Origin of the sequence: Nocardioides sp. YIM 152315 (assembly GCF_029210375.1) — a bacterium.
Lineage (GTDB): Bacteria > Actinomycetota > Actinomycetes > Propionibacteriales > Nocardioidaceae > Nocardioides.
Window position 1 is genome coordinate 232,687 of sequence record NZ_JARGER010000038.1, and the last position, 17,906, is coordinate 250,592.

Sequence of the window (17,906 nt, forward strand, 5' to 3'; positions counted from 1 at the left end):
CAGCCTACGTGGCCCGACGGTGGTCGAGCAGCGGCGGATCGGTCAGTCGCCGACCTTCGCGGTGGCGTCGGTGGTGGCCCGTGCGGCGCTGGAGGCGGTCTTCTTCGCCGCGGTGCCGGTCGCCTTGGCGCTGCGCTTCGGGGCGGCCGAGGACTTCTTGGCGGTCGAGGTGGTCTTCCTGGTCGACGACTTCGTGGACTTCGCGGACTTCGTGGCCTGCGTCTTCGTGGTCTTCGCCTTCGCCGTCGTGGTCCGGGCGGCGGTCGCGGTCGCCCGGGTCGCCTCCTGGGTGCGGATCCGGCCGACCAGGACCTCACCGCGCTTGGCGAGGTCGGCGTACACCGCGTTCACCGTGGCGGGGAGGCCGGCGGCCTCGGCCTGCAGGCCGGCGACCCGCTTCTCGATCGACTCGCGCCGGGCCTGGGCGTCCCTGGACAGCGCGTCGCGCAGCGACTTCGGCTCGAGGTCGAGGTCGGCGAACCGCTTCTGCACGTCGGCGACCGCGTCGCGGACGTAGCCCACGACGATGTCGGTCGCGCCGACGCCGGCGTACAGGGGTCGCGCGACCTCGGGCGGGAGCTCGGCCAGGTCGAAGGTGGACAGGTCGAAGGTGGGCAGCTCGAACTTGGGCATGGGTTACTCCTTCGGTTGGGTCGTCCCGTTGAGGGCGAGGAACGACGCGTAGACGTCGAGCAGCGACTGCTTCTGTCGCTCGGTCAGCGCGGAGTCCGCGAGGATGGCGAGCTCGACGGAGCCGCCGACTCCCTCCTCGGGGCTGACGATCCCCGCGCGCACGTAGAGCTGCTCGGCGGAGATGCGCAGCGCCTTGGCCAGCTGCTGCAGCACCTGGGCGGACGGCCGGCGGAGTCCGCGCTCGATCTGGCTGAGGTAGGGGTTGGAGACGCCGGCCTGCTCCGCGAGCTGCCGCAACGACAGGTGGGCGCTCTCGCGCTGCTGTCGCAGGTAGTCGCCGAGGGTCTCGACGGTCTTCCCGACCTTTCCCTTCGCCATGCCCTCCACTGTGCTAGCAGCAGCAAGCACTTTGCAAGCACAGCGGGTGTGAGCCCGTCCACACGCCGCCCGCCGCGCGGCGACGGGAGGGCCGACGCGGGTGGGTGGATCACGGAAGCCGCCTACGATCGGAGTCGTGCAGCAGCTGACGTGCGCGACGCGGGACTACGCGTGGGGATCCCCGACCCTGATCCCCCGCTTCCTCGACCTGCCCGCGGACGGACGGCCGCAGGCCGAGCTCTGGGTGGGCGCCCACCCGGGCGCGCCGTCCCGTCTGCCCGACGGCACCCGGCTCGACGAGCACATCGGCGCGTACGCCGAGGACACGCTCGGTGCGCGCACCCTGGACATCTTCGGTCCGCGACTGCCCTACCTCGTGAAGGCCCTCGCCGCCGCCGAGCCGCTGTCGCTCCAGGTCCACCCGACGACCGAGCGGGCGCGCATCGGCTACGACCTCGAGGACCAGGCCGGCATCCCGATCGGCGCCCCCGAGCGCAGCTACCAGGACCGGTTCCACAAGCCCGAGATGCTCGTCGCGATCACGCGCTTCGAGGGCATGGCCGGCTTCCGGGACGTCGAGAAGACGATCCGCATCCTGCGTCTGCTCGAGCACCCGTGGGCCGACCGCGTCGCCAAGGAGCTGGGCGCGGCGCCGCCGTTCCAGGCCCTGCACCGCGTCGTCGGCGAGATCCTCGACCAGCGCGGCGACCCGTTGCGTCGCCTGGTCGCCGAGATCGCGGCGGCGGCGACGGCGGCCGAGCGCCGCGGTCACCAGAGCAACCGCATCTCCGGTCGGATCTACCTCGATCGCTCCAGCGTGGAGCGAGAGAGCACTCGACTCTTCGCCCAGACCGCGGTGCTCGCGGAGCAGTACCCCGAGGACCCCGGCGTGCTCGTGACGCTGCTCCTCAACCACGTCGTGCTCTCGCCCGGAGAGGCGATGTTCCTCGACGCGGGCGTCGTGCACGCCTACAGCTCGGGCTTCGGGGTCGAGATCATGGCGGCCTCCGACAACGTCGTCCGGGCGGGCCTGACCCCCAAGCACGTCGACGTCCCCGAGCTGCTGCACATCGCGAACTTCACGCCGATCCCCGCTCCGATCTGGGAGCCGACGACGGTCAGCGCCAGCACGCTCCGCTACGAGCCGCCGGTGGCCGAGTTCGCGCTGACGATCACGCGCGCCCCCGAGGCGCGCCTGCCCGGCGAGGGCCCCCGTACGCTGCTCTGCCTCGACGGCGAGGTCGAGGTGGTCGGCGCGACCGTTCGCCTCGGGCTCCGCAAGGGTCAGGCGCTCTTCGTCCCGCACGCCGACGGCGCGGTGGAGCTCGGCGGCGACGGCACCGTCGCGATCGCGAGCGTCCCCGCAGGCTGAGACGACTCATTCCAAGGGCTCGCGCGCTGCGCGACGCCCAGCATCCGCGCTGGCTGCGTTGCGGTCGCTCGCAGGACGGGCAGGTACGACGTCGCTCCCGCGCCTTGCCAGCGCGGCGCTGAGCGCCGCTCGCCGGCACGATCCCTTGGAACAACTCGTCTGAGTCAGGAGCTCGGCGGCCAGTCGCGCGGGCGATCGACCCAGTGAGCGCCCTCGTGCTCCACGGCCTCGACGTCCGCGTCGACCATGATCCGCACCAGCTCCTCGGTGTGCACCGTGGGCCGCCAGCCGAGCTCGCGCTCGGCGCGGCCGGCGTCGCCGATCAGCTCGCCGGACTCCGTGGGGCGCAGGTAGCGCTCGTCGAGGCGCACGTGCTTCTCCCAGTCGAGCCCCGCGTGCTCGAACGCCGTGACCACGAAGTCGCGCACCGAGAAGCTGCGGCCGGTGGCCAGCACGTAGTCGCGCGGCGCGTCGGTCTGGAGCATGCGCCACATGCCCTCGACGTACTCCGGCGCGTAGCCCCAGTCGCGCACCGCGTCGAGGTTGCCCATGTAGAGGTAGTCGGTGAGGCCGGCCTGGATGCGCGCGACGGCGCGGCTGATCTTCCGGGTCACGAAGGTCTCCCCGCGGCGGGGCGACTCGTGGTTGAAGAGGATGCCGCTGACGGCGTACATGCCGTAGCCCTCGCGGTAGGTGGCCGTCGCCCAGTGGGCGTAGAGCTTCGCGGCGCCGTACGGCGACAGCGGCCGGCAGATCGTGTCCTCGTGCTGGGGCGGCGGCGCGACGCCGAACATGGCCGAGCTGGAGGCCTGGTAGAAGCGGCAGTCGAGGTCGGCGGTGCGGATCGCCTCGAGCAGCCGCACGACGCCGAGGCCGACGGTGTCGCCGGTGTACTCGGGCTCGTCGAAGCTGACGGCGACGTGCGACTGGCCGGCGAGGTTGTAGACCTCGTCGGGCTGGATCTGGCGCAGCAGCCGGGTCAGCCGCGACTCGTCGGTGAGGTCGGCGTAGTGCAGGAAGAGCCGGGTCTCCGGGTCGCGGGGGTCCCGGTAGAGGTGCTCGATGCGCGACCCGTTGAAGGTCGACGAGCGCCGGCGGAGGCCGTGCACCTCGTAGCCCTTCGCGAGCAGGAGCTCGGCCAGGTAGGAGCCGTCCTGCCCGGTGATCCCCGTGATCAGTGCCCGTCGCGTCACGCGCAAAGCGTGTCACACCAGGGCGCGGATCTCCCCGACCTCGCGACCGCCGCCCAGCAGCGGGACATGCCCCACGCGTCGCAGCTCCTCGCCGTCCACCCCCGATCGCCGCAGCGCGGCCGCGAGGACCACCGGCCAGGCGCGCATGGCGCCGTCGTCCACCTTGAGCGCGAAGGCCCGCCCGTCGTCGAGCGCGAGCGCGAAGCACGCCTCGGCTCCCATCTTGCCGATCGCGCCGGGGATCGCTCCCAGGAGCGCGCGCTCGTCGCGGCGGGTGCCGGAGACCCACTCGGGGTGCCGGCGGATCGCGTCGGCAACCAGCCGCTCCGGCCCCTCCTGGGCGACCGCCAGCTGGCGGAACGCCCGCGCGAGGCCGGTCAGCGAGGCCGAGAGGAGCGGCGCCCCGCAGCCGTCGACGGCGACAGCGGCAGGCTCGCCGGTGAGCTCCTCGTACGTCGCGCGGCTCGCTCGCTGCAGCGGATGGTCCGGGTCGAGGTAGGTCGCGAGGTCCCAGTCGTTGCGGGCGCAGGTGACGAGCATCGCGGCGTGCTTGCCCGAGCAGTTCATCTGCAACGGCGTCCTGTCACCGCCAGCGCGCAGCACGGCGTCCCGCTCGACGTCGTCCAGCGGGAAGTCGGGCGGCGTCTGCAGCAGGCGCTCGTCCAGGTCGGCGGTGGCGAGGATGCGGCGCACGCCGTCGAGGTGGAAGGGCTCGCCCGAGTGCGAGGCGCAGGCGAGCGCAAGCAGCTCCGGCGGCAGGTCGAGGCCGAGCCGCACCATCGCGAGCGCCTGGACCGGCTTGTTGCACGATCGAGGCAGGAGGGGCCGGTCGACGTCGCCGATCGCCCAGTCGACCCGTCCGTCGGCGTCGAGGGCGGTCACGGAGCCGTAGTGGTGCCCCTCGACGATTCCGGATCGGACGAGCTCGGCCACGACGGCGGGGTTAGACATGGGTGCACATTAACTTCACTGGAAATGGCAGGATTGCCGCCGTGCCGCCCTCCGTCCCGCAGTACTGCCCCCTGCCCCGGGAGCTCGACGACCTCGAGCTGCTGACGGTCGGCGCCCTCGCCCCGACGGCGGCCTTCGGCGAGGCCGGCAGCCCCGTCACGCTGACGCTCCCGGGCGACGTCGCGACCGCCGCGACGGAGGCGGGCGCGGTCGAGCTCGTCGACCCCGAGGGGCTGCCACTCGCCCGGGTCGCCGTGCCCGGCGGCGAGGTGACCCCGCTGACCCACGCGCAGTACGGCCCCTTCCGGCGCCTCCACCTCTCGCCGGCGCAGGTCCGCGAGCGGTACGCCGGCCGCACGGTCGTCCCGGTCGTCGACGCCCTCACCGAGGCCGAGATCGAGGTCGTCGGCACGACCGGCCCGGTGCTGCTCCTCGCCCTGGTCGGGCACGGGACGCCCGAGCTGTCCCCCACCGGCCTGATCCGCGCGACGCTGGCGGCCGCCGACCTGATGCCCGACGCCGTGGTCGTGGCGGTCCCGCTGGCCTCGCACGGCGACCCCGAGGTCGACCACGCGCTCGGCCTCCAGGTCGTGGCCAACTACGCCGGTCCCGACCCGGTCATCGGCGTGCCCGACTCCGACTCCTCCTCGCCGCCGGCGATCCAGGCGATCGTCGACCGGGAGCGCCCGGACCCGGCCGAGCAGGGTCTCGTGCTCTTCTTCACCGGTCTCTCGGGCAGCGGCAAGTCCACGCTCGCCCGGGCGCTGATGGACCGGATCCTCGAGCAGGGCGTCCGCAGCGTCACGAGCCTCGACGGCGACGTCGTACGCCGCCACCTCACGGCCGGCCTGACCTTCTCCAAGACCGACCGCGAGACCAACATCCGCCGGATCGGCTGGGTCGCCGCCGAGATCTCCCGGCACGGCGGCCTCGCGGTGTGCAGCCCGATCGCGCCGTTCGACGAGACCCGCCAGCAGGTGCGGGCGATGGTCGAGGACGCCGGCGGTGCGTTCTTCCTCGTCCACGTCGCCACGCCGCTGGAGGAGTGCGAGCGCCGCGACCGCAAGGGCCTCTACGCGAAGGCGCGCCGCGGCGAGATCCCCGAGTTCACCGGCATCTCCTCTCCCTACGAGGAGCCGGAGGACGCCGACGTCCGCGTCGACACCACCGGCCGCACCATCGACGACGCGCTCGACGACGTCGTCGCCGCCCTCGCCCGGACCGGCCACCTCGACCTCGCCGGCGCCGGTGACGCGACCACCGCGGCCCCCGGCCCCCGGAGGACGAACGTATGAACGACCTCATCGCCGACGGCTTCTTCGGCATCCTGATCGCCGGCTTCGTGGTCGGCATCGTCGTCGGCCTGACCGGCATGGGCGGCGGCGCCCTGATGACGCCGGCCCTGATCTTCCTCGGCGTCGGCGACGCCGCGACCGTGGTGACCGCGGACCTGACCGCCGCCGCCGTCTACAAGACCGGCGGGGCGGCGGTGCACGCCAAGGAGGGGTCCCCGAACTTCACGCTCGCCCGCTGGCTCATCATCGGCTCGGTCCCGATGGCGCTGCTCGGGCCGTGGATCATCCACCGGATCGCCGGCGACGAACCGGAGTCGCTCGACAACCTGCTCAAGGTCTGCATCGGCTTCGCCCTGCTCTTCGCGGCGTCGACGTACGCCCTGCGCCTCTACATCAACCTGCGGCGCGTCCGTGGCGGCGCGGCCGACGCCGACCCCGACCCCCGCATCCGGCCGCTCCCGACCCTGCTGGTCGGCGCCCTGGGCGGCCTGCTCGTCGGCGTGACCAGCGTCGGCTCCGGCTCGGTCATCATGATCGCGCTGCTGATGCTCTACCCCGGCCTCTCCGCGGTGAAGCTGGTCGGCACCGACCTGGTGCAGGCCGTGCCGCTGGTGCTCGCCGCCGCGATCTCCAACATCGTGATCAACGGCCTGGACTGGTCGATCCTGATCCCGCTCGTGCTCGGCTCCGTGCCGGGCACGATCATCGGCAGCCGCATCGCCCCACGGGTGCCGCAGTCGATCATCCGGCGCGGCATCGTGATCGTGCTGACGATGTCGGGCGTCGCACTGCTCGACAAGTCGGGCTGGGCGCCGCTCGGCGAGGACGAGACCCACCCGGTCCTCATCGCGCTGGTCGGTCTCGCGATGCTGGTGCTCGTGCCCTTGATCTGGGGCCTGATCCGCAAGACCCAGGGGTTGCCGATGTTCGGCGCACCGACCGTCACCGAGCTCGACAACGTCGAGTACGGCGCCCGGGGCGCACCGACTCAGTCGCGGCCGTAGATGTCGCGGGTGTAGACCTTCTCCGCCACGTCGTCGAGCACCTCGGTGCGCCGGTTCGCGACGATCACGTCGGCCCGCTTCTTGAACTCGTCGAGGTCGCGGACGACCTCGGAGTTGAAGAAGTCGTCGCCGTCCAGGGCCGGCTCGTAGACGATGACCTCGACGCCCTTGGCCTTGATCCGCTTCATCACGCCCTGGATCGAGGACATCCGGAAGTTGTCCGACCCCGCCTTCATGATCAGCCGGTAGATGCCGACGGTCTCGGGCCTCCGATCGAGGATGTCGGCGGCCACGAAGTCCTTGCGCGTGGTGTTGGCGTCGACGATCGCGCTGATCAGGTTCTGCGGCACGTCGCGGTAGTTGGCCTGGAGCTGCTTGGTGTCCTTGGGCAGGCAGTAGCCGCCGTACCCGAAGCTCGGGTTGTTGTAGTGGGTGCCGATCCGCGGGTCGAGACCGACCCCCTCGATGATCTGGGCGCTGTCGAGGCCGTGCGTCACGGCGTAGGTGTCCAGCTCGTTGAAGTAGGCGACCCGCAGCGCGAGGTAGGTGTTGGCGAAGAGCTTGATCGCCTCGGCCTCCGTGGAGTCGGTGAGCAGCACCGGTACGTCGTCGTCGAGCGCTCCCTCGAGCAGGAGGTCCGCGACGAGCCTGCCCTCCGCACCCCGGTCGCCGACCACGATGCGCGACGGGTGCAGGTTGTCGTGGAGCGCACGCCCCTCGCGCAGGAACTCCGGGCTGAAGATGAGGCGGGCCTCCGGGTGCTGATCGCGCAGCCGCCGGGTGAAGCCGACCGGCACCGTGGACTTGACCACCAGGATCGCCGACGGGGTGACGGCCAGCACCTCGGCCACGACCGACTCCACCGAGCCGGTGTCGAAGTAGTTGGTCCGCGGGTCGTAGTCGGTCGGCGTGGCGATCACGACCAGGTCGGCGTCGGCGTACGCCTGCGGCTTGTCCGTGGTCGCCGTGAGCCGGAGCTCGCGCCCGGCGAAGTACTCCTCGAGCTCCGGGTCCTCCAGCGGCGACTCCCGCCGGTGGACCATCGCGACCCGCTCGGAGTCGACGTCGACGGCCCAGACGTCGTGGCGCTGGCTCAGGACGACGGCGTTGGACAGCCCGACGTACCCGAGCCCGACGATCACGATCTTCACGCACCGAGCCTAAGGTGCGGGGAGCCGGGGTGGACCGATTCCTCCGAGGGCGATCCGAGGCCGTAAAGTGAAGCGGGTCACTCGACTTGATCGGCGCTTCGTCCCCGACGCCGACCGATGGCTACGATGTGGGCTGCTTGCCCCGAGGAGAGGTCGCTACCCAGTCATGACCGCAACCCACGCCGACTACCGGCTGAGTCAGCTCGACCAGCTGGAGGCGGAGTCGATCCACATCTTCCGCGAGGTCGCCGCCGAGTTCGAGAAGCCCGTCCTGATGTTCTCGGGCGGCAAGGACTCGATCGTGATGATGCGCCTCGCGGAGAAGGCGTTCTACCCCGCGAAGATCCCGTTCCCGGTGCTCCAGGTCGACACCGGCTACGACTTCCCCGAGGTCATCGCCTGCCGCGACAACTGGGTCAACCGGCTCGGCGCCCGCCTGATCGTCGCGAGCGTCGAGGAGGCGATCAAGGACGGCATCGTCATCGACGACGGCAAGACCAGCCGCAACCGCCTCCAGATCGGCACGCTGCTCAACGCCCTCGAGGAGGGCGGCTTCACCGCCGCCTTCGGCGGCGGCCGCCGCGACGAGGAGAAGGCCCGCGCCAAGGAGCGCGTCTACTCCCACCGCGACGAGTTCGGCCAGTGGGACCCGAAGAACCAGCGCCCCGAGCTGTGGAGCCTCTACAACGGCCGCATCCACGAGGGCGAGCACATGCGGATCTTCCCGATCTCCAACTGGACCGAGCTGGACATCTGGCACTACATCGGTCGCGAGGGCATCGAGATCCCCTCCATCTACTTCTCCCACCAGCGCCGCGTCTTCGAGCGCGACGGCATGCTGCTGACGGAGTCGGAGCACAACCCGCTGCGGTCGGGAGAGACCGCCGGAGAGCGGACCGTCCGGTTCCGCACGGTCGGCGACCTCACCCTCACGGGCTGCGTCGAGTCCCACGCCGACACCATCGACAAGATCATCGACGAGATCGCCATCGCCCGCGTGACCGAGCGCGGCGCGACCCGAGGCGACGACCGGTTCTCCGAGGCCGCCATGGAGGACCGGAAGAAGGAAGGCTACTTCTGATGACCAGCCAGGATTCCGGGCAGGACCTCACCAAGGCCGAGGTCGCGGAGCAGACCCGCGACATGGACCTGCTGCGCTTCGCGACCGCCGGCTCCGTCGACGACGGGAAGTCGACGCTGATCGGTCGACTGCTGCTCGACTCGAAGTCGATCTTCGAGGACCAGCTCGAGGCGGTCGAGGCCACCTCGCAGTCCAAGGGCTACGACTACACCGACCTCGCGCTGCTCACCGACGGCCTGCGCTCCGAGCGCGAGCAGGGCATCACGATCGACGTCGCCTACCGCTACTTCGCGACCCCGAACCGCAAGTTCATCATCGCGGACACCCCGGGCCACGTGCAGTACACGCGCAACATGGTCACCGGCGCCTCCACCGCCGACCTCGGCCTCGTGCTCGTCGACGCCCGGCAGGGCCTGACCGAGCAGTCCCGCCGCCACGCCGTGATCCTCTCGCTGCTGCGCGTCCCGCACCTGGTGCTCGCGGTCAACAAGATGGACCTCGTCGACTTCGACCAGGCCGTCTACGAGGAGATCCACGCCGAGTTCACGGCGTTCGCGACCAAGCTCAACATCCCCGACCTCGAGGTCATCCCGATCTCGGCGCTGCAGGGCGACAACGTCGTCGAGCGGTCGGACAACATGAAGTGGTACTCCGGCCCCACGCTGATGCACCACCTCGAGCACGTCCACGTCGCCTCCGACCGCGACCTCGTCGACGTCCGCTTCCCGGTGCAGTACGTCGTACGCCCGAAGTCCGACGAGCACCACGACTACCGCGGCTACGGCGGCCAGGTCGCCGGCGGCGTCCTCAAGCCCGGTGACGAGGTCGTCGTCCTGCCCTCGGGCATGACGTCGAGGATCGCCGGCATCGACCTCTTCGACCAGGAGGTCGGCGAGGCGTTCCCGCCGATGTCGGTCACCGTGCGCCTCGAGGACGACGTCGACGTCTCCCGCGGCGATCTGATCGCGCGCGTCAACAACGCGCCGAAGCCGTCGCAGGACATCGACGCGATGATCTGCTGGATGACCAACGAGCCGCTGCGCCCGCGCCAGAAGCTCGCGATCAAGCACACCACCCGCTCGGCCCGCGCGCTGGTGAAGGACATCCAGTACCGCCTCGACGTCAACACCCTGCACCGCGACCAGGAGACCAAGGAGCTCGGCCTCAACGAGATCGGCCGCGTCCAGCTGCGCACCACGGTGCCGCTGCTGTGCGACCCCTACTCGAAGAACCGCACCACCGGCTCCTTCATCCTGATCGACGAGGCGACCGGCGTCACCGTCGGCGCCGGCATGATCAACAGCGGCAGCTGACTCTCGCGCCGACAGCAGCAGGGCCGGACCCGATGGGTCCGGCCCTGCTGCGTGGTGTACCTCAGATGCTGACGACGACCTCGGCGACGGAGCCGACCGAGGCGATCACCTTCTTGTCCACCGGGTCGGCCTTGGGGGCGAGGGTGCGCAGGGTCCACTCGCCGTCGCCGGCGAAGAACCGGAAGTGACCGCTCGCCGAGGTCGGCACCTCGGCGGTGAACTCACCCGTGCGGTCGAGCAGGCGCACGTAGGCGTTGCCGACCGGATCGCCGGCCCGCTCGACGCGGCCCTGGACGATCGCCTCCTTCTTGACGTCGATCCCGTCGAGGGACAGCCCGCCCTCGGTCGCGCCGCACATCAGGCTTCACCGGGCTCGTCGCCGACGGCGACCGGGACGCCGACGAGGGAGCCGTACTCGGTCCAGGAGCCGTCGTAGTTCTTCACGCTCTGGTGGCCGAGCAGCTCCTTGAGCACGAACCAGGTGTGCGACGAGCGCTCGCCGATCCGGCACAGCGCGATGGTCTCCTTGGAGTCGTCGAGCCCCGCCTCGCCGTAGAGCGCCTTGAGCTCGTCGTCGGACTTGAAGGTGCCGTCGTCGTTGGCCGCCTTGCTCCACGGCACGTTGATCGACGTCGGCACGTGACCGGCTCGCTGGGCCTGCTCCTGCGGGAGGTGGGCCGGGGCGAGCAGGCGGCCGGCGTACTCGTCGGGGCTGCGCACGTCGACGAGGTTCTTCACGCCGATGGCCTCGACGGTCTCGTCGCGGAAGGCGCGGATCGAGCGGTCCTGCTCCTGCGCGGTGTACGACGTGCCGGCGCGGCTCGGCAGCTCGTCGGTGAGCTCACGCGAGTCGAGCTCCCACTTCTTGCGGCCGCCGTCGAGGAGCTTGACGTCCTGGTGGCCGTAGAGCTTGAAGTACCAGTAGGCGTAGGCCGCGAACCAGTTGTTGTTGCCGCCGTAGAGCACGACGGTGTCGTCGTTCGCGACGCCGCGCTCGGAGAGCAGCGCCTCGAACTGCTGCTTGTCGACGAAGTCGCGGCGGACCTGGTCCTGCAGGTCGGTCGTCCAGTCGAGCTTGATGGCGCCCCGGATGTGGCCCTTGTCGTAGGCCGTCGTGTCCTCGTCGACCTCGATCAGCACCACCTTGGGGTCGGCCAGGTGCTCCTCCACCCACTGGGCGGTGACGAGGGAGTTCTCTCGGGTCATGTGCTTCTACCTTTCCTGTGCGCCGAGGAAGGGGCGCGGGGTCTGGGACTTCAGTGCGCGGTCGCGCGCTTGATGAGCAGGTACATCTCGCAGCCGAGGCAGAACCGGAAGACGGCGTTGAGCAGGGCCGCGGCCAGCGCGAGGCCGACGGCCACCAGCCCGAGCAGGTCGATGCCGGCGAGGAGCGCGACCAGTCCGACGAGCGCGAACCCGAGCCCGACCGCCTGCGCGAACCGCGGCGGGGCCGGGTCCTCGAGGTCGTCCGGCGCCGCGAGGCGGGGTCGCACGAGCGTGCGGAACAGCCACGAGTACGGCGTCCGTTGCACGCCCCGGGAGGCGCCGATCGCGAAGACCGCGGCCTGCGCCGCCAGGAGCGCGATCGCGGCCGGTCCCGGTGCCAGCAGCAGCACGGCCACCAGGACGACCGAGGTCAGGGCGGCGGCGAGCTGCGGGCCGCGCGGGTCGATCCCGGGCCGGGCGGCGACGCCGTGCGGGGCGGCGGTGGTGGACATGTCTCTCCTGCGGACGCGTGCGTGGACGAAGGGGCCACGCAGCTCAGCGGGAGCTGAGACGCAGCCGGTCAGCGCATTCGACACAGCGACGAGCGGACGCGGCAGTGGTCCACTGCGCGGCGCTTCGTCAGCAGGGTCGAGGACATGACAGACAGACTAGGGAGCGATCCGACCCCGCCCACAATCGGTGTCTCATCATACGAGACGCCTGTCCATGTTCTGGACATCATGCGCTCCCCAGGGCCGCGATCACCTGCTCCTTGCGGGGTGCGCCCGAGGCCCGCGTGACCTCACGCCCCTTGGCGTCGACCACCAGCGTGGTCGGGGTGCGGAGCACGCCCAGGCTGCGCACCAGCCCCAGGTGGTGCTCGGCGTCGACCTCGACGTGCACGACGCCCGGCACGACCGCGGCGACGTCGGCGAGGATGCGGCGGGTGGCCCGGCAGGGCGCGCAGAAGGCCGACGAGAACTGCAGCAGCGTCGCCCGCTCCCCCAGTTCGGCGCCGGGGATGGCCGCGAGCACCGCGTCCCACGGTGTCGCAGGTTCCGAGACCGACGCCTCGCTCTCCGAGATGCGGTGGGTGCCGCGGAAGTGGCCGTCGGTGAGCGCGCGGTAGAGCCCGAAGCCCACGGCCACCACGACCGCGGCGAGGACGATCCACGCTCCGCTGCTCACACCCACGGCAACCCGGCGGCGGTCGCTCTCATTCCCCGACTCGCCCCGGGACATCGCCCATTTGGGGGAGCGAGGGGGCGGGAAGCGACCAATCGGGATGGGGGCCGAGGATCGTGTGACAGCGTGCCATCCATGGGGCTCTCGGACCGGACGCGGCGCTGGCTGCTGGCCGCGCTCGCGGCGTACGTCGCGCTGCTCGCTCTCGCGCTGCTCGCGCCCACGTCGGGCACGCAGTCGGGCATGGCGTCGTGGGTGCGCGACATCGGGGTCACGGTCGGCTTCGACCCCGAGCGGGCGACCCAGGCGCGGGCCGAGTTCCTCTGCAACGCGCTCATCCTCGCGCCGGTGTCGGCTCTCGGGTCGGTGCTGTGGCCGCGGACCACGTGGCGGGACTGGACGGCGTGGACGTTCGGGGCGGCCGTGCTGGTCGAGCTCGCCCAGGGGCTGCTGCTGCCGGCCCGCACCGCCTCGAACGTCGACATCGTGGCCAACACGCTGGGCGGGCTGCTCGGAGCGCTGACCGTGGCGGTCAGCCGCCGGCGAACGGCGGCAGGAACTCCACCGTCTCACCAGGACGAACCTCGACCCGTCCGGGGTCGTCGGAGCTGACCGGGCGGTCTCCGACGAGCGTCGAGCAGACCTTCAGCACGTCGGGCAGCCGCGTGCCGGGGTGCAGCGCCACGGCCCGGCGTACGACCTCCTCGAGCGTGATCGGGCCGTCGACCGCCAACTCGTCACCGCCCACCCCGGCGGCGGCGCGGGCCGAGGCCCAGTAGTGCACGCGGATGGAGTCGTCCATGTCACGGTATTCTTCCCGACGGAGCCACCCGGCCGAAGCCCAGCGTCGCGTTTCGGTCCCCGCCCGATCGGGAGGAGACCACCCCATGAGTGAGCGAAGCGAGCTCATCCTTCGGTACAGCGCCCCTCGTGCCTCATGCGCGCACGGAGCGAAGCGAGTACGCGCGTGAGTGTGCTCCTGCTGCTGACCAGCGCGCTCCAGCCGTCGGCCGAGGTGCTCCCCGCGCTCGCGCTGCTGGGTCACCAGGTCCGGGTGCTGCCCGCCGAGGGCAGCGCGCTGCTCGAGGCGCCCGACTCCGACCTGCTGCTCGTCGACGGTCGCCAGGACCTCGCCCACGCGCGCGACCTGTGCCGGCTGATCCGCACGACCGGCACCGAGGTCCCCGTCCTCCTCGTCTGCACCGAGGGCGGGCTCGCCGTCGTGCTCCACGACTGGGGCATGGACGACGTCGTGCTGCACACCTGTGGCCCCGCCGAGCTCGAGGCGCGCATCAAGCTCGCCCTCGGCCGGCTCAAGGCGCGTCGGGAGGCCGACGACCCCGAGTCGCACGTGATCCGCTCCGGCGAGGTGGTGGTGGACGACGCGACGTACACCGCCAAGATCAGCAACCGTCCCCTCGACCTGACCTTCAAGGAGTTCGAGCTGCTGAAGTTCCTGGCCCAGCACCCCGGCCGGGTGTTCAGCCGCCAGCAGCTGCTCCGGGAGGTGTGGGGCTACGACTACTTCGGCGGCACCCGCACCGTCGACGTCCACGTGCGCCGGCTCCGCGCCAAGCTCGGCCCCGAGAACGAGACCCTCATCGGCACCGTCCGCAACGTCGGCTACCGCTTCGTGCTCCCCGCCAAGGAGCAGCAGGCCGTCGCCGACGCCCGCTCCGGGAGCGAGTCCGGGCAGACCGTCTGAGGTCCGCCCCTAGGCTGGCAGGGTGCCTGACCTCGACGCCCTCGCCACGATCACCGCGGAGGCCGAGGAGGCCGACGGGGCGGCGCCGCTGGACGCGGCCGCCTGGCGGGCGTTGCGGCACCGCCCGGACTCGGTGCGCAGCCGCGTGGACGACGACGGGTTCGCGCTGCTGATCGGCACCGAGCTCGGCCTGGTCGTGCGGCCCGCCGCGCGTGGGCACGGGCTCGGTGGGCGACTGCTCGGCGAGGCGCTCGCGGCGTACGGCGCGGGCCCGCTCAGCGCGTGGTCGCACGGTGACCACCCGGCGGCCGCGCGGCTCGCTCAGCGGCACGGGTTCGACCGCGTCCGGTCGCTGTGGGTGATGCGCCGAGCGGCCGCGCTGCCCCTGCCCGAGCTGGTCGTGCCCGACGGGCTGACGATCCGGGGCTACACCCCGGCCGACGCCGACGAGGTGATCCGGGTCAACGCGGCGGCGTTCGCCCACCACCCCGAGCAGGGCGCGATGGACGCCACCGAGCTGGCGGAGCGGATGGCGGAGCCGTGGTTCGACCCGGCGGGGCTGCTCCTCGGCCGCGACGGCGACCGGCTCGCGGCGTTCCACTGGACCAAGCAGCACAGCGCCGACCTCGGAGAGGTCTACGTGGTAGGCGTCGACCCGGCCGCGCAGGGACGCGGGCTGGGGAAGGTGATGACGCTGGCCGGTCTGCACCACCTGGCGCGACTGGGCGTCGACGAGATCCTGCTCTACGTCGAGTCCGACAACGCGCCGGCCGTGGCGGTCTACTCGGGGCTCGGGTTCACGCACGCCGACGCCGACACGCACGTGATGTATCGACGCGGGTAGCGCGGCGGCGCAGGTGTAACGGGGTGTTGTGGGCACTTGTACCCCGTTATGACGGGTGAGCAGATCCCACAATCCCCCGTTACATCGCGAGGCGCGGCCGCACACCCGCCCCGGGCCAGAGGCTCGGCGCGGGGCTCGGCGCAGGGGGCTCAGCGCAGCGGGCGCACGTGCAGGCCGACCTCGGGGTCGACGAGGACCTCCTGGGCGGCCGGCATCCCCTCGACGGTGAGCTGGACGTCGAGCGGCACGTTGCGCTTCACCATCGCGAGCGCGATCGGGCCGAGCTCGTGGTGGCGGGCGGAGGTGCCGACGAAGCCGACGACCTTCTCCTTCCCGGGCTCTCCGTGCAGAAGGTCGGCGCCGACGGTGGGCAGCCGGTCCTCGGAGCCGTCGAGGTGGAGCAGCGTCAGCCGCCGGGGCGGGCGCCCCAGCGTGTGCACGCGGGCCACCGTCTCCTGGCCGCGGTAGCAGCCCTTGTCGAGGTGGACGGCCGGGCCGATCCAGCCGGCCTCGTTGGGGATCGTGCGGTGGTCGGTGTCGAGCCCGAGGCGCGGCTCGCCGCGCGCGATGCGCAGCGCCTCGAACGCCCACAGGCCGCAAGCCGGGCCGGCTGCCTCGGCGTACGACGTGAGCCGGTCGCGCGGCACGAGCTCGTAGCCGGCGTACGGCCCCTCGGCGGTGGACGACGGGCGCCAGGTGACCGCGAGCTCGTCGGTCACGTCGGCGACCTCGACGCGCATCATGAACCGCATCCGGTCGAGGAACTCGACGAGCGCGGCGGCCGCGCCGGGCTCGGTGTGGGCGGTGAAGGACTCGCCGTCGTCGTACCCGAAGAACGCGTGCTCGACGTGGCCCTGCGGGCTGAGGACCAGGACGCCGGTCCACACCTTCGGGGCCAGCGACTCGAGGTGCTGCGTCGTGAGCGAGTGCAGCCAGGTCAGCCGGTCGGGGCCGGAGACGCGGACGACGTCGCGGTGGGAGAGGTCGACGAATCCCTCCCCCGCCTCGAGGGTGCGCTGCTCGCCGTTGAACGAGCCGTAGTGGGCGGCCACGGCGCGGTCGACGCCGTCGGCGGCCACGGCGCCGGGCAGGCCCAGCAATGGGCTGGTCAGCGGGCTAGTCATCCTGATCACACTCCACACACTCGCCGAAGATCGCCAGGTGGCCGACGTCGACGACGAACCCGTGCTGCTGCTCGAGGGCCTTCGTCAGCGGCGCCGCCACTTCCGGGTCAACGGAGATGACGCGGTGGCAATTCCGGCAGACCAGGTGGAAGTGCTCGTGGTCGGTGACCGAGTGGTATGTCGGCGCGCGGTCGGACAGGTGGGTGTGGCGCACCAGGCCGAGCTCCTCGAGCACCTCGAGCGTCCGGTAGATCGTGGAGACGTTGACCGCGCTGGCGTGCTGCTGCACCTCGGCGAGGATCTCGTCGGGGGTGCCGTGGCCGAGCTTCTCGACGGCCCGGAGCACGAGCTGCCGCTGCGGGGTCAGCCGGTAGCCCAGGCTGTGCAGCCGGGCGGCGAGGTCCTCGCTCACCCGGGGGCCCTGCGGAATCGTGGGCTGGAGGAGCGGAGCGGGGGAAGTCCGCGATTTCGTGGGGTGGTGGTCACGGCGTCCTCACTGGCGCACCAGCCTCGCCCACAGGTGCGGCTGCACGGGCTGGCCCATCGCGGCCATGTCGTAGGCGTAGAGGAGGTCACCCTCCACGTTGCCGTAGAGACGCTTGCCGCCGGCGTACTCCTTGGCGGTCTCGGTGCGCACCACGGCGTCGGTCGTCAGGTCGAGCTTGCCGCCGTCGGCCTCGCCGTACCAGATCTCCACGAACCCGGTGTTGTGGGTGAGCAGGAGCTCGACCTTGCCCTCGGGGTGACAGCGCAGGAAGCCGGCCTCCTGCGCGGCGTCGCGCACCTTCTCGCCGTCGGCGTCGACGATCCACGAGCGGGAGAAGTAGTGGAAGAACGGCCGGCCGTCGTGGGTGAAGACGAGCTCCTGGCCGTACTCGAACGCATCGATCGTCGGGTAGTCGCCGTGTCCGCGGCCGCCCCACCGTCCCAGCAGCCAGGCGACCGGGCCACAGTGGGGGTGCAGGTTCTCGGGGAGCTCGAACGGCATGGTCCCAACTCTAGAGTGGCGCGTATGAGCACCCCACAAAATCGAGCGCTTCCTCCGCTCCGCTCCCCCAGCGCACGATTTTTCGGGGACCCCGCATGACTCGCCCACTCGTCGTCAAGGTCACCTGCGGCTCCGACGAACCCGAGCGCAGCAACCAGGGGCTCACCGTCGCCGCGACCGCCCTGAGCGCCGGAGCGGATGTCAGTCTGTGGCTGACCGGCGAGGGCGCGTGGCTGGGCGTGGCCGGCCGGACGGCGTACGCGCTCCCCTTCGCCGCCCCGGTGGCCGACCTGGTCGCGGCGGTCGCCGAGGGGGGCCGCGTCACCGTGTGCTCGCAGTGTGCCCAGCGTCGCGGGATCACCGAGGCGGACCTGCTGCCGGGCGTGCGGATCGCGGGGGCGTCGGCGTTCGTCGAGGAGGCCCTGGCCCCGGACGCCCAGGCACTCGTCTACTGACCGATCCCTCCGCCCGATGCTCGCGAGG

22 protein-coding genes are annotated in these 17,906 nt (G+C 71.6%); 9 read left to right on the plus strand and 13 right to left on the minus strand.

Going from position 1 to position 17,906, the window contains the following annotated elements; translation table 11 throughout:
• Positions 1 to 42: 42 nt before the first annotated feature.
• The gene (locus PZ894_RS15545) at positions 43 to 633 is read right to left on the minus strand and encodes a hypothetical protein (protein ID WP_275746152.1); all 591 of its coding nucleotides are present in this window, start codon (positions 631 to 633) and stop codon (positions 43 to 45) included.
• 3 nt (positions 634 to 636) lie between these two features.
• Complete coding sequence (locus PZ894_RS15550) at positions 637 to 1,011, minus strand: helix-turn-helix transcriptional regulator (RefSeq protein WP_275746153.1); 375 nt, start codon at positions 1,009 to 1,011, stop codon at positions 637 to 639.
• Positions 1,012 to 1,147: 136 nt separating this feature from the next.
• On the opposite strand from PZ894_RS15550, the gene manA reads away from it, so the two are divergent.
• The gene (gene manA / locus PZ894_RS15555; protein WP_275746154.1) at positions 1,148 to 2,383 is read left to right on the plus strand and encodes a mannose-6-phosphate isomerase, class I; all 1,236 of its coding nucleotides are present in this window, start codon (positions 1,148 to 1,150) and stop codon (positions 2,381 to 2,383) included.
• A 164-nt stretch (positions 2,384 to 2,547) separates the two neighbouring features.
• Here the strand turns inward: manA and gmd are convergent, their stop codons facing one another.
• Together gmd and PZ894_RS15565 are read right to left on the minus strand one after the other, a co-directional pair.
• Entirely contained in the window at positions 2,548 to 3,576 is a 1,029-nt protein-coding gene (gene gmd / locus PZ894_RS15560) for a GDP-mannose 4,6-dehydratase (protein WP_275746155.1), read from the minus strand.
• A gap of 12 nt (positions 3,577 to 3,588) precedes the next feature.
• On the minus strand, positions 3,589 to 4,527 hold the full coding sequence (locus PZ894_RS15565; protein WP_275746156.1) for an asparaginase: 939 nt from the start codon (positions 4,525 to 4,527) through the stop codon (positions 3,589 to 3,591).
• 41 nt (positions 4,528 to 4,568) lie between these two features.
• Between PZ894_RS15565 and cysC the strand changes: the two genes are divergently transcribed.
• Together cysC and PZ894_RS15575 are read left to right on the plus strand one after the other, a co-directional pair.
• Positions 4,569 to 5,822 (plus strand): adenylyl-sulfate kinase, encoded by a 1,254-nt coding sequence (gene cysC, locus PZ894_RS15570; RefSeq protein WP_275746157.1) that lies wholly within the window; start codon positions 4,569 to 4,571, stop codon positions 5,820 to 5,822.
• Positions 5,819 to 6,826 (plus strand): sulfite exporter TauE/SafE family protein, encoded by a 1,008-nt coding sequence (locus tag PZ894_RS15575; RefSeq protein ID WP_275746158.1) that lies wholly within the window; start codon positions 5,819 to 5,821, stop codon positions 6,824 to 6,826. The genes cysC and PZ894_RS15575 overlap by 4 nt, the downstream gene beginning before the upstream one ends.
• Here PZ894_RS15575 and PZ894_RS15580 read toward each other — a convergent pair.
• A complete protein-coding gene (locus tag PZ894_RS15580; RefSeq protein ID WP_275746159.1) occupies positions 6,811 to 7,977 on the minus strand; it encodes a nucleotide sugar dehydrogenase in 1,167 nt (388 codons plus the stop codon). The two genes, PZ894_RS15575 and PZ894_RS15580, sit on opposite strands and share 16 nt — an antisense overlap.
• A gap of 166 nt (positions 7,978 to 8,143) precedes the next feature.
• Between PZ894_RS15580 and cysD the strand changes: the two genes are divergently transcribed.
• Entirely contained in the window at positions 8,144 to 9,058 is a 915-nt protein-coding gene (cysD, locus tag PZ894_RS15585) for a sulfate adenylyltransferase subunit CysD (protein WP_275746160.1), read from the plus strand.
• Entirely contained in the window at positions 9,058 to 10,371 is a 1,314-nt protein-coding gene (gene cysN, locus PZ894_RS15590; protein ID WP_275746161.1) for a sulfate adenylyltransferase subunit CysN, read from the plus strand. Before cysD ends, cysN begins: the two co-directional genes overlap by 1 nt.
• Before the next feature lie 61 nt (positions 10,372 to 10,432).
• On the opposite strand, the gene PZ894_RS15595 is transcribed toward cysN, so the two are convergent.
• The 4 genes from PZ894_RS15595 to PZ894_RS15610 all read right to left on the minus strand — a co-directional run bounded on the left by PZ894_RS15595 (position 10,433) and on the right by PZ894_RS15610 (position 12,765).
• Positions 10,433 to 10,729 carry a DUF1416 domain-containing protein gene (locus PZ894_RS15595; protein ID WP_275746162.1) on the minus strand — a complete coding sequence of 99 codons (297 nt, stop codon included), beginning with the start codon at positions 10,727 to 10,729 and terminating at the stop codon, positions 10,433 to 10,435.
• Complete coding sequence (locus PZ894_RS15600; RefSeq protein ID WP_275746163.1) at positions 10,729 to 11,577, minus strand: sulfurtransferase; 849 nt, start codon at positions 11,575 to 11,577, stop codon at positions 10,729 to 10,731. Before PZ894_RS15600 ends, PZ894_RS15595 begins: the two co-directional genes overlap by 1 nt.
• Before the next feature lie 50 nt (positions 11,578 to 11,627).
• Positions 11,628 to 12,089 carry a DUF4395 domain-containing protein gene (locus PZ894_RS15605; RefSeq protein ID WP_275746164.1) on the minus strand — a complete coding sequence of 154 codons (462 nt, stop codon included), beginning with the start codon at positions 12,087 to 12,089 and terminating at the stop codon, positions 11,628 to 11,630.
• A gap of 226 nt (positions 12,090 to 12,315) precedes the next feature.
• Positions 12,316 to 12,765 carry a thioredoxin family protein gene (locus PZ894_RS15610; RefSeq protein WP_275746165.1) on the minus strand — a complete coding sequence of 150 codons (450 nt, stop codon included), beginning with the start codon at positions 12,763 to 12,765 and terminating at the stop codon, positions 12,316 to 12,318.
• 132 nt (positions 12,766 to 12,897) lie between these two features.
• Between PZ894_RS15610 and PZ894_RS15615 the strand changes: the two genes are divergently transcribed.
• On the plus strand, positions 12,898 to 13,374 hold the full coding sequence (locus PZ894_RS15615; protein ID WP_275746166.1) for a VanZ family protein: 477 nt from the start codon (positions 12,898 to 12,900) through the stop codon (positions 13,372 to 13,374).
• Here PZ894_RS15615 and PZ894_RS15620 read toward each other — a convergent pair.
• Positions 13,295 to 13,564, minus strand: a complete 270-nt coding sequence (locus PZ894_RS15620) for a MoaD/ThiS family protein (protein WP_275746167.1) — start codon at positions 13,562 to 13,564, stop codon at positions 13,295 to 13,297. The two genes, PZ894_RS15615 and PZ894_RS15620, sit on opposite strands and share 80 nt — an antisense overlap.
• Before the next feature lie 165 nt (positions 13,565 to 13,729).
• On the opposite strand from PZ894_RS15620, the gene PZ894_RS15625 reads away from it, so the two are divergent.
• A complete protein-coding gene (locus tag PZ894_RS15625; RefSeq protein WP_275746168.1) occupies positions 13,730 to 14,467 on the plus strand; it encodes a response regulator transcription factor in 738 nt (245 codons plus the stop codon).
• A gap of 22 nt (positions 14,468 to 14,489) precedes the next feature.
• Complete coding sequence (mshD, locus tag PZ894_RS15630; RefSeq protein WP_275746169.1) at positions 14,490 to 15,311, plus strand: mycothiol synthase; 822 nt, start codon at positions 14,490 to 14,492, stop codon at positions 15,309 to 15,311.
• Positions 15,312 to 15,460: 149 nt separating this feature from the next.
• Here mshD and PZ894_RS15635 read toward each other — a convergent pair whose 3' ends face one another.
• From PZ894_RS15635 to PZ894_RS15645, 3 genes are all read right to left on the minus strand, one after another.
• Complete coding sequence (locus PZ894_RS15635; RefSeq protein WP_275746171.1) at positions 15,461 to 16,435, minus strand: folate-binding protein; 975 nt, start codon at positions 16,433 to 16,435, stop codon at positions 15,461 to 15,463.
• On the minus strand, positions 16,428 to 16,847 hold the full coding sequence (locus PZ894_RS15640; protein ID WP_275746173.1) for a Fur family transcriptional regulator: 420 nt from the start codon (positions 16,845 to 16,847) through the stop codon (positions 16,428 to 16,430). Before PZ894_RS15640 ends, PZ894_RS15635 begins: the two co-directional genes overlap by 8 nt.
• Positions 16,848 to 16,928: 81 nt before the next feature.
• A complete protein-coding gene (locus PZ894_RS15645; protein ID WP_275746175.1) occupies positions 16,929 to 17,423 on the minus strand; it encodes an FABP family protein in 495 nt (164 codons plus the stop codon).
• Between the two features lie 95 nt (positions 17,424 to 17,518).
• Between PZ894_RS15645 and PZ894_RS15650 the strand changes: the two genes are divergently transcribed.
• Positions 17,519 to 17,878 carry a DsrE family protein gene (locus PZ894_RS15650; RefSeq protein ID WP_275746177.1) on the plus strand — a complete coding sequence of 120 codons (360 nt, stop codon included), beginning with the start codon at positions 17,519 to 17,521 and terminating at the stop codon, positions 17,876 to 17,878.
• Positions 17,879 to 17,906: the final 28 nt, after the last annotated feature.

Bases quoted from the DNA above. Each gene is read 5' to 3' on its own strand.
- PZ894_RS15605 (WP_275746164.1), bottom strand. From the start codon at position 12,089: ATGTCCACCACCGCCGCCCCGCACGGCGTCGCCGCCCGGCCCGGGATC.
- cysN (WP_275746161.1), top strand. From the start codon at position 9,058: ATGACCAGCCAGGATTCCGGGCAGGACCTCACCAAGGCCGAGGTCGCG.
- PZ894_RS15620 (WP_275746167.1), bottom strand. From the start codon at position 13,564: ATGGACGACTCCATCCGCGTGCACTACTGGGCCTCGGCCCGCGCCGCC.
- PZ894_RS15645 (WP_275746175.1), bottom strand. From the start codon at position 17,423: ATGCCGTTCGAGCTCCCCGAGAACCTGCACCCCCACTGTGGCCCGGTC.
- PZ894_RS15650 (WP_275746177.1), top strand. From the start codon at position 17,519: ATGACTCGCCCACTCGTCGTCAAGGTCACCTGCGGCTCCGACGAACCC.
- PZ894_RS15545 (WP_275746152.1), bottom strand. From the start codon at position 633: ATGCCCAAGTTCGAGCTGCCCACCTTCGACCTGTCCACCTTCGACCTG.
- PZ894_RS15550 (WP_275746153.1), bottom strand. From the start codon at position 1,011: ATGGCGAAGGGAAAGGTCGGGAAGACCGTCGAGACCCTCGGCGACTAC.
- PZ894_RS15565 (WP_275746156.1), bottom strand. From the start codon at position 4,527: ATGTCTAACCCCGCCGTCGTGGCCGAGCTCGTCCGATCCGGAATCGTC.
- PZ894_RS15615 (WP_275746166.1), top strand. From the start codon at position 12,898: ATGGGGCTCTCGGACCGGACGCGGCGCTGGCTGCTGGCCGCGCTCGCG.
- PZ894_RS15595 (WP_275746162.1), bottom strand. From the start codon at position 10,729: ATGTGCGGCGCGACCGAGGGCGGGCTGTCCCTCGACGGGATCGACGTC.
- PZ894_RS15575 (WP_275746158.1), top strand. From the start codon at position 5,819: ATGAACGACCTCATCGCCGACGGCTTCTTCGGCATCCTGATCGCCGGC.
- cysD (WP_275746160.1), top strand. From the start codon at position 8,144: ATGACCGCAACCCACGCCGACTACCGGCTGAGTCAGCTCGACCAGCTG.
- PZ894_RS15600 (WP_275746163.1), bottom strand. From the start codon at position 11,577: ATGACCCGAGAGAACTCCCTCGTCACCGCCCAGTGGGTGGAGGAGCAC.
- PZ894_RS15635 (WP_275746171.1), bottom strand. From the start codon at position 16,435: ATGACTAGCCCGCTGACCAGCCCATTGCTGGGCCTGCCCGGCGCCGTG.